Genomic DNA, 14,257 nt, shown 5'->3' on the forward strand with positions numbered 1-14,257 from the left:
GAGTAGAGAATTTGTCCAAGAGCAATCGTACCCGCCTGCCACACAAGGATTTTCGGTAATTGACAGGATCGGGGGGTTGCGGTGGGCGGAAACCCCTGGTGGCGTCCGTCAGAAGCAGTGCTCGTCGGCCGGGAAGGCTCCCTCGGCCACTTCTTGCGCATATTGCGTTGCGGCCCGGCGCAATTCCCCGCCGATGTCGGCGAACCGCTTGACGAAGCGGGCGGCCTTGCCGCTGCTGACGCCGGCCATGTCCTGCCACACCAGGACCTGGCCGTCGCAGTTCGGGCCGGCTCCGATGCCGATGGTCGGGATGGTCAGCTTGCCGGTGATCTGGGTGGCCAGGTCGGCCGGCACCATCTCCATGACGACGGAGAAGGCCCCGGCTTCGGCGACGGCGATCGCGTCGGCGACGGTCTGTTCCGCGGCGTCGCCGCGGCCCTGGACACGGAAGCCGCCCAAGCTGTTCACGCTCTGCGGCGTGAACCCGATGTGCGCCATCACGGGGATGCCGGCCGCGGTCAGGCAGGCGATCTGCTCGGCGACCCGCTCGCCACCCTCAAGCTTGACGGCGTGTGCGCCGCCCTCCTTCATGAATCGGGTGGCCGACGTCAGGGCCGCGGCCGGTCCCGCCTCGTAGCTGCCGAACGGCAGGTCCGCGACGACCAGTGCGTGGCGGGCGCCCCGCACGACCCCGCGCACCAGCGGGATCATCTCGTCGATCGAGACGGGCACCGTGGTGTCGTAGCCGTACACGACGTTGGCGGCCGAGTCGCCGACCAGCAGGACCGGAATGCCCGCCTCGTCGAAAATGCGGGCGGTCGAATAGTCATAGGCCGTGAGCATGGCCCACTTGTGCCCTTCGGCCTTCATCTTCTGCAGGTGGTGCGTGCGAATTTTGGTGAGCGGCTGCGCGTGCTCGGACGTGCCTGCACCGTAAACGTTTTGCTCAGACATCATTGTCCCTATAGGTGGTCGGTTCGATCCTCGTGGCCGGATAAGGTCCCCGGGTTCGTCTGACGGTGCCATTCTGCCATTTCTTCTGCGCGGTTGCACCGTCACTGTGATGTGAGACATACCATGCTCGGATGCAGCGGCTCAGCGGACTCGACGCCAGCTTCCTCTACCTGGAGACCTCGTCGCAGCCCATGCACGTGTGCTCGATCATGGAGTTGGACACCTCGACGATGCCCGGCGGCTACACCTTCGACCGGCTGCGCGACGCGTTGTCACTGCGCATCAAAGCGATCCCGGAATTCCGCGAGAAGCTGGCCGACAACCTGCTGAATCTCGATCATCCGGTCTGGGTGGACGACGAGAACTTCGAGCTCGACCGTCATCTGCACCGGATCGCGCTACCCGCGCCGGGTGGCCGCGCCGAGCTCGCCGAGATCTGCGGGCATATCGCGGAGTCGCCGTTGGACCGGCGCCGGCCGCTGTGGGAGATGTGGGTTGTCGAGGGCGTGGCGGGCACCGATTGCCATCGTGACGGGAGGCTGGCGGTGATGACCAAGGTGCATCACGCCGGAGTCGACGGCGTGACCGGCGCCAACCTGATGTCACAGCTTTGCGGCACCGAGCCCGACGCCCCGCCCCCGGACCCGGCCCGCGGGGTGGGCGGGGCCAGTGGGTGGCAGATCGCCGCGGGCGGGCTCGTCCGATTCGCCGCCCGGCCGCTGCAGCTGGCCAATGTGGTGCCCGACACCGTCTCCTCGGTGGTCGCCACGCTGCGGCGGGCGCGCGAGGGCCAAGCGATGGCGCGACCGTTCGCCGCGCCGGCCACCGCATTCAACGCCCGGATCACGGACCGCCGAAACATCGCGTACGCCGAATTGAATCTCGACGACATCACAGCGGTTAAGAATCGATTCGACGGCGTCAAAGTCAACGACGTGGTGATGGCATTGGTGTCCGCTGTGCTGCGCCAATACCTGGCCGACCGAAACGCTTTGCCGGACTCGCCGTTGGTGGCGTCGGTGCCGGTTTCCGTGCACGGAAAATCCGACCGGCCCGGCCGCAACCAGGTGTCGGCGATGTTCTCCAGCCTGCATACCGAAATCGCGGATCCGGTGGAGCGCCTGAAGGTCATCGCCCATGCGAATTCGGTTGCCAAGGAACACAGTTCCGCCATCGGCGCGTCGCTGTTACAGGATTGGACACAGTTCGCCGCGCCGGCGGTTTTCGGTATCGCGATGCGGCTCTATGCCAGGACGCGGTTCACCGACACCATGCCGGTGCACAACCTGGTGGTGTCCAATGTGCCGGGTCCGCAGGTGCCGCTGTACATGCTGGGCTGCGAGGTCAAAGCGATGTATCCGCTGGGGCCGATCTTCCACGGGTCGGGACTCAACATCACCGCGATGTCGCTGCGGGGCAAGTTGGACGTCGGGCTGCTCTCATGCCCCGATCTGTTGCCGGACTTGTGGGAGATGGCCGACGAGTTCGCGGTGGCGATGGAGGAGTTGCTCGCGGCCACCCGATAGCCGGCGGTGGTGCCGCTCATGAGGATCTCAGGTTTCCTCTGGCAGCATATGTTGGCATGGGTCTGTCTCGCCGCGACAAGATTGCGCGCACGCTGCTGGTTTCGACAACGGTCGCGGCCGTGGCGCTCCTTCTCGCGGGCTGCGTGCGCGTCGTCGGCGGCCGCGCCCTGCTGGCGGAGCCGAAGCTCGGACAGGCGGTGGAGTGGACACCCTGTCGGACGGCGAACCCGAAGGTCAAGATTCCCGCCGGAGCGCTGTGCGGCAAGCTGGCGGTGCCCGTCGACTACGACCACCTCGACGGTGACGTGGCGACGCTGGCGATGATTCGCTTCCCCGCCACCGGGGACAAGATCGGCTCGCTGGTGATCAACCCCGGCGGTCCCGGCGAGTCAGGTATGGAGGCCGCGCTGGGTGTCGTTCAGTCGCTGCCGAAACGCGTCCGCGAACGGTTCGATCTGGTGGGCTTCGACCCCCGTGGAGTGGGGTCGTCGCGGCCGTCCATCTGGTGCAATTCCGACGCCGACAACGACCGGCTGCGCACGGAGCCGAACGTCGACTACAGCCCGGCCGGCGTGGCCCACATCGAGGACGAAACCAAGGACTTCGTCGGCCGCTGCGTCGGCAAGATGGGCAAGAACTTTCTGGCCAACGTCGGCACGGTCAACGTGGCCAGAGACCTGGACGCGATCCGCGCGGCGCTGGGCGACGACAAGCTGACCTACCTCGGCTACTCCTACGGCACCCGGATCGGCTCCGCCTACGCCGAGGCCTACCCCGACAAAGTGCGGGCGATGATCCTCGACGGCGCCGTCGACCCCAACGCCGACCCCATCGAAGCAGACCTGCGTCAGGCCAAGGGTTTTCAGGACGCGTTCAACGACTTCGCCACCGATTGCGCGAAGCAATCCAGCTGCCCGCTGGGGACCGACCCGGCCAAGGCCGTCGACGTCTACCACAGCCTGGTCGACCCGTTGGTCGACCCCAACAACCCGATGGTCGGCAGGCCCGTCCCCACCAACGACCCGCGCGGACTGAGCTATAGCGACGCCATCGTCGGCACGATCATGGCGCTGTACTCGCCGACGTTGTGGCACCACCTGACCGACGGACTGGGCGAACTGGTCAACCACCGCGGCGACACCCTGCTCGCCCTTGCCGACATGTACATGCGTCGCGACGCGCACGGTCACTACACCAACGCCACCGACGCGCGGGTGGCGATCAACTGCGTCGACCAGCCGCCAATCACCGACCGCGCCAAGGTGATTGACGAGGACCGTCGCTCGCGGGAGATCGCGCCGTTCATGAGCTACGGCACTTTTACCGGTGACGCCCCGCTGGGCACCTGCGCGTTCTGGCCGGTGCCGCCGACGAGCAAGCCGCACACCATCTCCGCGCCCGGCCTGGCGCCGACCGTGGTGGTGTCGACCACCCATGATCCGGCGACCCCTTACAAGGCCGGCGTCGACCTGGCCAACCAGCTGCGCAGTTCGCTGCTGACCTACGACGGAACCCAGCACACGGTGGTGTTCCAGGGCGACGGTTGCGTCGACAACTACGTCACGGCGTATCTGGTCGGCGGCGCCACGCCGCCCAGCGGCGCGAAGTGCTAGTGCGCGTGGAGGTCTGACGCGCCCGCACGCTCGGACGGCCGCCAGACGAGACCAAGGCGTAACCGTTTCGCGCCACTTCGGGTACCCGGGGCTGACACGATGACTGCCATGTCGCGCCTGAGATCATTGAGCTCGGCGCTGCTGTCATTCGGGCTGTTGGTCGGGCAATCGGCGGTGGGACTGCCGGTGGCCGGCGCCACCCCGGAACCCGGTGCGGGGCAGACCCCCGCCCCGAAGCCGGCGGTCGCGACGCCGCAGCCGTGGGGGAGTTGCGGTCAATTCGCCACGGATACAAGCGAACTCCCCACCGCGCAATGCACCACCGTCGCCGTCCCGGTCGACTACGACAACCCGGGAGCCGGCCAAGCGAACCTGGCGGTGATCCGGGTGCCGGCGACCGGCCAACGGATCGGCGCGCTGCTGGTCAACCCGGGCGGTCCCGGCGGGTCCGCCGTGGACATGGTGACCGCAATGGCCCCGGATCTGGAGGGCACGCCGATCAGGCAGCACTTCGACCTGGTCGGCTTCGACCCGCGGGGAGTGGGCCACTCGACCCCGGCGCTGCGCTGCCGCTCGGACGCCGAGTTCGACGCCTACCGGCGCGAGCCGCTGGTCGACTACAGCCAGGCCGGCGTGGCCCACATCGAACAGCTCTATCAGCAGTTGGCCCAGCAGTGCGCTTCCCGGATGGGAAACGGGTTCCTGGCCAACGTCGGCACCGCGTCCGTGGCGCGCGACATGGACATGGTCCGTCAGGCGCTCGGCGATGATCAGATCAGCTACCTCGGTTACAGCTACGGCACCGAGTTGGGCACGGCCTACCTGGAGAAGTTCGGTGCCCACGTCCGGACGATGGTGCTCGACGGCGCGATCGACCCGACCGTCGGACCGGTCGACGAAAACGTTCAGCAGATGGCGGGATTCCAAACCGCTTTCAACGACTACGCCGCCGACTGCGCCCGCTCGGCGGGCTGCCCGTTGGGCACCGACCCCACCCAATTCATCAACCGTTACCACGCGCTGGTCGACCCGTTGGTCGCCAAGCCAGGCCGCACGTCGGACCCGCGCGGCCTGAGCTACGCCGACGCCACCACCGGCACCATCAACGCGCTTTACACCCCGGCGCACTGGAAGTACCTGACCAGCGGCCTGCTCGGGCTGCAGCGCGGCACCGACGCGGGCGACCTGTTGCTGCTCGCCGACGACTACGAGGGCCGGGACCGCAGCGGGCACTACACCAACGATCAGGACGCCTTCAACGCGATCCGGTGCGTCGACGCGCCCACCCCGCGGGATTCGGCGAGCTGGGTTTCCGCCGATCAGCGCATCCGCCAGGCCGCCCCCTTCCTCAGCTACGGGCCGTTCACCGGCAACGCGCCTCGCGATCTGTGCGCGCTGTGGCCGGTCCCGGCGACATCGACGCCGCACGCCGCGTCGCCCGCGGCGTCGGGCAAGGTCGTCGTGGTCTCCACCACGCACGACCCGGCCACCCCATATCAGGCCGGGGTGAACCTGGCGCGCCAGTTGGGCGGCCCGTTGATCACCTACGACGGCACGCAGCACACCGCGGTGTTCAACGGCGATCAGTGTGTGGACGCAGCGGTCACGCGTTATCTCGTCGCGGGCACGTTGCCGCCCGCGTCCTACCGCTGCAAGTCGTGACCGCACTGAGCAGCCTGTTTGCAATGTTCGCAATTGTTGTGATCGCGCGTCGGTAACACAGAATTAACAGCTGTTGCCTACTGTTTCGGTTATGGATCGCCAGAAGGAATTCGTCCTCCGCACCCTGGAGGAACGGGATATCCGCTTTGTTCGGCTGTGGTTCACCGATGTGCTCGGTTTCCTCAAGTCGGTTGCCATCGCCCCGGCCGAACTCGAAGGCGCCTTCGAGGAGGGGATCGGCTTCGACGGCTCCTCGATCGAGGGCTTCTCGCGGGTCTCCGAATCCGACACCGTGGCCAATCCGGACCCGTCGACCTTCCAGGTGCTGCCGTGGGCTTCCGGCGGCCACCACCACTCGGCGCGGATGTTCTGCGACATCACCATGCCGGACGGCTCGCCGTCCTGGGCCGACCCGCGGCACGTGCTGCGCCGCCAGCTACAGAAGGCCAACGACCTCGGATTCTCCTGCTACGTCCACCCCGAGATCGAGTTCTTCCTGCTCAAGCCGGGCCCGGACGACGGGTCGGTGCCCGTCCCGGTCGACAACGCCGGCTACTTCGACCAGGCGGTGCACGACTCCGCCTCGAACTTCCGCCGCCACGCGATCGAGTCGCTGGAATTCATGGGCATCTCGGTGGAGTTCAGCCACCACGAAGGCGCGCCCGGCCAGCAGGAGATCGACCTGCGATTCGCCGACGCGCTGTCGATGGCCGACAACGTGATGACGTTCCGCTACGTCATCAAGGAGGTCGCGATCGAGAACGGCGCCCGGGCGTCCTTCATGCCCAAGCCGTTCGGGCAGCACCCCGGCTCGGCGATGCACACCCACATGAGCCTGTTCGAGGGTGACGTCAACGCCTTCCACAGCCCCGACGACCCGCTGCAGCTCTCCGACGTGGGCAAGTCCTTCATCGCCGGCATCCTCGAGCACGCCTCCGAGATCAGCGCGGTCACCAACCAATGGGTCAACTCCTACAAGCGGCTGGTGCAGGGTGGTGAGGCGCCCACTGCGGCGTCGTGGGGGGCGGCCAACCGGTCGGCGCTGGTGCGGGTGCCGATGTACACCCCGCACAAGACGTCGTCGCGCCGCATCGAGGTGCGCAGTCCCGACTCGGCCTGCAACCCGTACCTGACGTTCGCCGTGCTGCTGGCCGCCGGACTGCGCGGGGTGGAGAAGGGCTACGTGCTGGGGCCGCAGGCCGAGGACAACGTGTGGGACCTGACGCCCGAGGAGCGGATCGCGATGGGCTACCGCGAGCTGCCGACCAGCCTGGACAGCGCGCTGCGCGCCATGGAGTCCTCCGAGCTGGTCGCGGAAACTTTGGGAGAGCACGTTTTTGACTTCTTCCTGCGCAACAAGCGGACGGAGTGGGCGAACTACCGCAGCCATGTCACGCAGTACGAGCTGAGCACCTATCTGTCGCTGTAGCCCGCGTCACCGTTAACAGGGCGTCCGCCTTAACCCTGCAACGCAGGGCGGTTGCGATACCGTCGTGGGCGTGACCAAACCCGCGACGCAGCGCCCCCGGCTGCCCAGCGTGGGCCGGCTTGGCCTGGTCGATCCTTCCGCGGGCGATCGCCTGGCGCAGCTGGGTTGGTACGACCACGACGACCAGGCCCACGTCGACCTGCTGTGGGCACTGTCGCGCGCGCCCGACCCCGACGCCGCGCTGCGCGCCCTGATCCGGCTGGCGGAGAATCCCGACACCGACTGGGACGAGCTCAACGCCGCGCTGCTCGCCGAACGGCCCTTGCGCGGGCGGCTGTTCGCGGTGCTCGGCGCGTCGCTGGCCCTCGGGGACCACCTGGTCGTGCATCCCGAGTCATGGAAACTGTTGCGGGGCAAGGCCAAACTGTCCACGCGCGACGAGCTGCGGGCGGCGTTCACCGAGTGTGTCGACCGGGCGTCGGATGCGCCGGGTTCGGTTGTGACGCGCCTGCAGACGCTGTACCGCGACCAGCTGCTGGTGCTGGCCGCGCTCGACCTGGCCGCGACGGTGGAAGACGAGCCGGTGCTGCCGTTCACCGTGGTGGGTGCCCAGCTGTCGGACTTGGCGGACGCCGCGCTGGCCGCCGCGCTTCGGGCCGCCGAGGCCGGCGTGTGCGGCGACCGCCCGGCCCCACGGCTGGCCGTCATCGCGATGGGCAAATGCGGTGCCCGCGAACTGAACTACGTCAGCGACGTCGACGTCATTTTCGTCGGTGAGCGCGCCGACGCGCTCACCACCCGGCTGGCCGGCGAGATGATGCGGATCGCATCGGAGGCCTTCTTCCAGGTCGATGCCGGGCGGCGGCCGGCGGGCCGCAGCGGCGAGCTGGTCCGCACCGTCGAATCGCACATCGCCTATTACCAGCGCTGGGCGAAGACCTGGGAATTCCAGGCGCTGTTGAAAGCCCGCGCGGCCGTGGGCGATCAGGAGCTCGCCGAGCGCTACCTGACCGCGTTGATGCCGATGGTGTGGGTCGCCTGCGAGCGCGAGGACTTCGTCGGTGAGGTGCAGGCCATGCGCCGTCGGGTCGAGCAGCTGGTGCCCGCCGACGTGCGTGGGCGTGAGATCAAACTCGGCAGCGGCGGCCTGCGGGACGTTGAGTTCGCGGTGCAGCTGCTGCAGCTGGTGCACGGCCGCAGCGACGAGTCGCTGCACGTCGCGTCCACGGTGGCCGCGCTCGACGCGTTGGGTCAGGGCGGCTACATCGGCCGCGAGGACGCAGCGAACCTGACCGCCTCCTACGAATTCCTCCGGCTCCTCGAGCACCGCCTGCAGCTGCAGCGGCTCAAACGCACCCACCTGCTGCCCGAGGCCGAGGACGAGGAGGCGGTGCGCTGGCTGGCCCGCGCCGCGCATATCCGGCCCGACGGACGGCACGACGCCGCGGGCGTGCTGCGCGAGGAGCTGCGGCACCAGAACCTGCGGGTTTCGCAGCTGCACGCCAAGCTCTTCTACCAGCCGCTGCTGGAATCGATCGGCCCGACCGGCCTGGAGATCGGGCACGGCATGACGTCGGAGGCCGCCGAACGGCAGCTCGCCGCGCTCGGCTACGAGGGACCGCAGACGGCGTTGAAGCACATGTCGGCGCTGGTAAACCAGAGCGGCCGGCGCGGTCGCGTCCAGTCGGTGTTGCTGCCCCGACTGCTGAACTGGATGTCGTACGCCCCCGACCCCGACGGCGGGCTGCTGGCCTACCGCCGCCTGTCCGAGGCGCTCGCCGCCGAGAACTGGTACCTGGCCACCCTGCGTGACAAGCCCGCGGTCGCCAGGCGGCTCATGCACGTGCTCGGCACCTCCGCCTACGTGCCGGACCTGTTGATGCGCGCGCCCCGGGTGATCGAGGACTACAGCGACGGCGTGGCCGGCCCCAAGCTGCTCGAAACGGATCCCGCCGCGGTGGCCAGGGCGCTGGTCGCCTCGGCCAGCCGACACCCCGACGCGGTGCGCGCGATCGCGGCCGCCCGCACGCTGCGCCGCCGCGAACTGGCCCGCATCGGCTCGGCCGATCTGCTCGGCTTCCTCGAGGTCACCGAGGTGTGCCGGGGGCTTACCTCGGTGTGGGTGGCCGTGCTGCAGGCCGCGCTGGACGCGATCATGCGTGCCAACCTCCCCAAGGACGGCAAGGCGCCGGCGGTTATCGCGGTGATCGGTATGGGCAGGCTGGGCGGCATGGAGCTGGGCTACGGGTCCGATGCCGACGTGATGTTCGTGTGCGAGGCGGCGGCCGGCGTCGAGGACTCGGTGGCGATCCGGTGGTCGACGACGGTCGCCGAGCAGGTTCGCACGCTGCTGGGCACGCCCAGCGTCGATCCGCCGCTGGAGGTCGACATCAACCTGCGGCCCGAGGGCCGCCAGGGTCCCTTGGTGCGCACGCTGGGTTCCTACGCCGCCTACTACCAGCAGTGGGCGCAGCCGTGGGAGGTTCAGGCCCTGCTGCGGGCGCACGCGGTCGCCGGCGACGCGGACCTGGGTGAGCGGTTCTTGTTGATGGCCGACGAGACGCGCTACCCGCCCGCCGGGGTGTCCGCCGAGGCGGTGCGGGAGATCCGCCGCATCAAGGCCCGCGTCGAGTCCGAACGGTTGCCGCGCGGCGCCGACCCCAACACGCACACCAAGCTGGGCCGCGGGGGACTGGCCGACATCGAATGGACCGTGCAGCTGATGCAGCTGCGGCACGCGCACCAGATTCCCGCCCTGCACAACACCTCGACGCTGGCGTGCCTGGACGCGATCGCCGCGGCCGACCTGGTGCCCGCCGAGGAGGTCGATCTGCTGCGGCAGGCGTGGCTGACCGCCACCCGGGCCCGCAACGCGCTGGTGCTGGTGCGCGGCAAGCCGACCGATCAGCTGCCGGGACCGGGACGCCAGCTCAACGCTGTCGCGGTGGCCGCGGGCTGGCCGACCGACGAGGGCGGGGAGTTCCTGGACAACTATCTGCGGGTGACGCGGCGGGCGAAAGCGGTGGTACGGAAGGTGTTTGGCGGTTGAGTCAGGAGGCCGGCGCGTTGGACGCCATATTCGAGGTGCTCGACGCGGCGGAGGCGCAGCGAGTGACAGCGCTCTACGCCCCGTTGGCCGACGCCGTGCGCGACCTAGTCGACGCCACCATCCGGACCGAGGTGGACGACGACGTCGTCGCCCAGGCGCGGTCGGCGATCGAGGCCGTCACAGCGTCGTTGCGGCAACGGACCCGGCCGGTCGGGGTGACTTACCGCGTCGACGGCCGCCCGCTGCCGCTGGGCAACGCCGCGATCGGCGTGTGCAACCCGATCGCGCCGCCGATCGTCGTCCACCACGACGGCGGCGGGCGCTGCTGGAGCGAGTTCGTCCTCGGTTCGGCCTACGAGGGGCCACCGAAACTGGTGCACGGTGGCGTCAGCGCCCTGGTGCTCGACCACATGCTCGGCGAGGCGGCCAGCGAGGGGCTGTCCAAGGCGCGCTTCACCGGAACGATCACCGTGAAGTACCTGCGCGGCACCCCGCTCGGGCCGCTGCGCTGCGAGGCGTGGGTCGACGGCAAGGAGGGCCGCAAAGTCTTTGCCCGCGGCACGATTTCGGACGCCGCGGGGGTCACCGTCGAGGCCGAGGGCGTCTTCATCGAGCCGGCGTGGGCCCGGGAAGCCGAATGAAGTTCTACGTCAGCAGTGCCTTCCTGAACACCCGGGAGATCATCGAACTCGCCAAGGCGGCCGACGAACTCGGCTACGACGGCATCGGGATTCCCGATCACGTCGTCAACCTGGAAACGCTGGACACCCCGTACCCGTACACCAAGGACGGGCAACGGCGTTGGCAGCCGTTCACCGACTGGCCCGACCCGTGGGTCCTCATCGGCGCGCTGGCCCAGGTCACCACGCGCCTGCGGTTCGTCAACACCGTCTACATCCCCGCGATGCGCAACCCCTATTCGGCCGCCAAAGCGATTGGCACCGCGGCGCTTTTGGCGTCGGGCCGGGTCGAGCTCGGCATCGGCGTCGGCTGGTGCCGCGAGGAATTCGCATTGATGGGCGAGCGGTTCGAAGCCCGCGGGAAACGGACCGACGAGATCATCGACCTGATGCGCGCGCTGTGGCGGCCGGGCTGGACGGAGTTCGAGGGCGCGTTCTATCGCAACCCGCGGCTGGAAATGGAGCCGACGCCGCCGCCGATACCGGTGTACGTCGGCGGGCTCAGCGACATCGCGCTGCGCCGTGCCGCGCGCAACGATGGCTGGATCGGCGATCTGATCAAGACCGAACGCGCCATCGAGGCGGTGGGCCGGCTGCGGGAGTTGCGTGCCGAAAACGGTTTGTCGATGGACGATTTCACCATCCTGACACCGCTGACCGACGCCTTCACCACCGCCGACTACCAACGCGCCGCCGCCGCCGGCATCACGGGCATCATCACCATGCCGTGGATGTTCTACGCGGGACCGGACGCGTCGTTGGCCGACAAGATCGACGGCATGCAGCGCTTTCGCAAGGACCTGGCGCTCGACGGCTAGTTCTCGGGTTCGCGGCCGCGACAGATACCCTACGGCGAAGACACGCCGCAGACCTTCGCCATAGTTTATGTTTCGCGAGCTTGCCGGCGAAAGCCCTTGCAAGCCTGGAAGGATGCCGGGCATGCCAGGAAAAGTGGGCCGGCTGCGTCCGGCGTCCGCAGAGGATGCCGCGGCATGCCTTGCGATCTATCGCCCGTATGTCGAGGAAACGACGGTCAGCTGGGAGATCGAAGTCCCGAGCGCCGGCGAGATGGCGGCCCGCATTCGAGACGCCTACGAGTGGCTCATCCTGGAACGCGACGCTCGGGCCATCGGATTCGCCTACGGCCACGCGCTACTGCGCCTGCCCAGCTTCCAATGGTCGGTCGAGACCGGCATCTACGTCGACCTCGACCATCACCGCACCGGCGGCGGCCGACAGCTGTACACGCGGTTGCTCCGCCGGCTCACGGAGCGCGGCTATCGGAGAGCCTTCGCCGGCATCACCCAACCGAACGAGGCCAGCAACGGATTTCACCGATCGTTCGGGTTCCAGGACGCCGGCCTATATCGGCGCGTGGAATGGAAACACGGCCGCTGGCACGACGTCGCGTGGATGCAACTCGACCTGGGCGGCACGGCCGACGCCGACGAGCCGCCCAGCCCGATCGTGTGATTGGTTAGCGGCCGCCGCCGGCACCGCCACCGACGAAGCCGCCGCCGGCACCGCCACCGACGAAGCCGCCGCCGGCTCCGCCACCGAACCGTCCGCCGCCGGCGCCTCCGCCGATGCGGCCTCGGCCGTGCCCAACCATTACCTGTGCGGTGCTGATAGTCATGGTCCAGAAGCTAACGCCGAATCCGTTGCCGCCGCAAGACTTCGAATCTGAACTTTCCGCCACATGCTCGGTATGGGCCACAAAAGCGAAGGGTCCACCCGCTCGCTGAACTGATCGCGGAGCGGGTGGACCCTTCTGGGAGCTACTGCGGACGGACGTCGACTTAGACGTCGTAGTACAGCGCGAACTCGTACGGGTGCGGCCGGATCTGCACCGGCAGGATCTCGTTCTCGCGCTTGAAGCTGATCCACGTCTCGATCAGGTCGGGCGTGAAAACGCCGCCCTCAGTGAGGTATTCGTGGTCCTCTTCCAGCCGGTCGATCACCGCGGACAGTTGGGTGGGCGCCTGCGGGATGTTGGCGGCCTCCTCCGGCGGCAATTCGTACAGGTCCTTGTCCACCGGGGCCTGCGGTTCGATCTTGTTCTTGATGCCGTCGAGCCCGGCCATCAGCATCGCCGAGAACGCTAGGTACGGGTTGCCCGACGAGTCGGGGCAACGGAACTCGAGCCGCTTGGCCTTCGGGTTGCTGCCGGTGATCGGGATGCGGACACAGGCCGAGCGGTTGCGCTGGCTGTAGACCAGGTTGATCGGCGCCTCGTAACCCGGGACCAGTCGCTTGTAGGAGTTGACGGTCGGGTTGGTGAAGGCCAGCAGCGACGGGGCGTGGTGCAACAGGCCGCCGATGTAGTGCCGCGCGGTGTCCGACAGGCCGGCGTAACCGGTCTCGTCGTACATCAGCGGGCTGCCGTCCTTCCACAGCGACTGGTGGGTGTGCATGCCGGAGCCGTTGTCGCCGAACAGCGGCTTGGGCATGAACGTGACGGTCTTGCCGTTCTGCCATGCCGTGTTCTTGACGATGTACTTGTACAACTGCATGTCGTCGGCGGCGTGCAGCAGCGTGTTGAACTTGTAGTTGATCTCGGCCTGCCCACCGGTGCCCACCTCGTGGTGGCCCTTCTCCAGGCTGAAGCCGGCCTTGATCAGATTCGACAGCATGTCGGCGCGCAGGTCGACGTAGTGGTCGACGGGTGCGACCGGGAAGTACCCACCCTTGGGGCGGACCTTGTAACCGCGGTTGGGAGTGCCGTCGTTCTCGGTCGGCTCGCCGGTGTTCCACCACCCCGAGATCGCGTCGACCTCGTAGAAGGACCCGTTGGTGCGCGAGTCGAAGCTCACCGAGTCGAAGATGTAGAACTCGGCCTCGGCGCCGAAGTACGCGGTGTCCGCGACGCCGGTGCTGATCAGGTAGTTCTCCGCCTTGCGGGCGATGTTGCGCGGGTCGCGCGAGTAGGGCTCGAGGGTGAACGGGTCGTGCACGAAGAAGTTCAGGTTCAGCGTCTTGTGCGCGGTGAACAGGTCGATCTGCGCCGTCGCGGGGTCGGGCAGGAGCAGCATGTCGGATTCATGGATGGACTGGAATCCGCGAATCGACGAACCGTCGAAGGCCAGGCCGTCCTCGAAGACGCTCTCATCGAAAAACGAAACCGGAATCGTGAAGTGCTGCATGATGCCTGGCAAGTCACAGAACCGGACGTCGACATACTCGACGTTCTCGTCCTTGACGAGTTTGAAGACGTCGTCGGGCGTCGTTTCCGTCACAGAAATGCTCCTTTACTTGGTGAGATCCGCGGCCTGACGCTATGGAGCAGATGTTGCCCGCCAGTCAACCCCGTGTTGCGCGCACGTTACGCGACCCATGTCATCCAC

Annotated in this window: 11 protein-coding genes; 8 read left to right on the forward strand and 3 right to left on the reverse strand. The window is 68.0% G+C overall.

From position 1 onward, the window contains the following. Window positions 1-108: 108 nt before the first annotated feature. Window positions 109-954, reverse strand: a complete 846-nt coding sequence (gene panB, locus A5756_RS10240; RefSeq protein WP_066951816.1) for a 3-methyl-2-oxobutanoate hydroxymethyltransferase — start codon at window positions 952-954, stop codon at window positions 109-111. Window positions 955-1,085: 131 nt separating this feature from the next. Here panB and A5756_RS10245 point away from each other — a divergent pair, with 131 nt between their 5' ends. The 8 genes from A5756_RS10245 (at window position 1,086) to A5756_RS10280 (ending at window position 12,386) form a co-directional block, all read left to right on the forward strand. Then, a complete protein-coding gene (locus tag A5756_RS10245; protein WP_066951696.1) occupies window positions 1,086-2,480 on the forward strand; it encodes a wax ester/triacylglycerol synthase family O-acyltransferase in 1,395 nt (464 codons plus the stop codon). A gap of 56 nt (window positions 2,481-2,536) precedes the next feature. Further along, window positions 2,537-4,093: an alpha/beta hydrolase gene (locus A5756_RS10250; protein WP_066951698.1), complete on the forward strand. Its 1,557-nt coding sequence runs from the start codon at window positions 2,537-2,539 to the stop codon at window positions 4,091-4,093. 99 nt (window positions 4,094-4,192) lie between these two features. Then, window positions 4,193-5,755 carry an alpha/beta hydrolase gene (locus A5756_RS10255; RefSeq protein WP_156659404.1) on the forward strand — a complete coding sequence of 521 codons (1,563 nt, stop codon included), beginning with the start codon at window positions 4,193-4,195 and terminating at the stop codon, window positions 5,753-5,755. 91 nt (window positions 5,756-5,846) lie between these two features. Further along, the gene (locus tag A5756_RS10260) at window positions 5,847-7,184 is read left to right on the forward strand and encodes a glutamine synthetase family protein (protein ID WP_066951717.1); all 1,338 of its coding nucleotides are present in this window, start codon (window positions 5,847-5,849) and stop codon (window positions 7,182-7,184) included. 64 nt (window positions 7,185-7,248) lie between these two features. Continuing rightward, entirely contained in the window at window positions 7,249-10,233 is a 2,985-nt protein-coding gene (locus A5756_RS10265; RefSeq protein WP_066951729.1) for a bifunctional [glutamine synthetase] adenylyltransferase/[glutamine synthetase]-adenylyl-L-tyrosine phosphorylase, read from the forward strand. Continuing rightward, the gene (locus A5756_RS10270) at window positions 10,230-10,874 is read left to right on the forward strand and encodes a PaaI family thioesterase (protein ID WP_066951742.1); all 645 of its coding nucleotides are present in this window, start codon (window positions 10,230-10,232) and stop codon (window positions 10,872-10,874) included. Before A5756_RS10265 ends, A5756_RS10270 begins: the two co-directional genes overlap by 4 nt. Further along, window positions 10,871-11,731, forward strand: coding sequence for a TIGR03619 family F420-dependent LLM class oxidoreductase (locus A5756_RS10275; RefSeq protein WP_066951744.1), 861 nt, complete (start codon window positions 10,871-10,873; stop codon window positions 11,729-11,731). The genes A5756_RS10270 and A5756_RS10275 overlap by 4 nt, the downstream gene beginning before the upstream one ends. A 121-nt stretch (window positions 11,732-11,852) precedes the next feature. Beyond that, window positions 11,853-12,386, forward strand: coding sequence for a GNAT family N-acetyltransferase (locus A5756_RS10280; protein ID WP_066951818.1), 534 nt, complete (start codon window positions 11,853-11,855; stop codon window positions 12,384-12,386). A gap of 4 nt (window positions 12,387-12,390) precedes the next feature. On the opposite strand, the gene A5756_RS25865 is transcribed toward A5756_RS10280, so the two are convergent. Together A5756_RS25865 and glnA are read right to left on the reverse strand one after the other, a co-directional pair. Then, window positions 12,391-12,549 (reverse strand): hypothetical protein, encoded by a 159-nt coding sequence (locus A5756_RS25865; RefSeq protein WP_156659406.1) that lies wholly within the window; start codon window positions 12,547-12,549, stop codon window positions 12,391-12,393. 163 nt (window positions 12,550-12,712) lie between these two features. Further along, complete coding sequence (gene glnA, locus A5756_RS10285) at window positions 12,713-14,149, reverse strand: type I glutamate--ammonia ligase (RefSeq protein ID WP_066951746.1); 1,437 nt, start codon at window positions 14,147-14,149, stop codon at window positions 12,713-12,715. Window positions 14,150-14,257: the final 108 nt, after the last annotated feature.

Source organism: Mycobacterium sp. 852002-53434_SCH5985345, assembly GCF_001667155.1.
In the GTDB taxonomy this organism is placed as follows: domain Bacteria; phylum Actinomycetota; class Actinomycetes; order Mycobacteriales; family Mycobacteriaceae; genus Mycobacterium.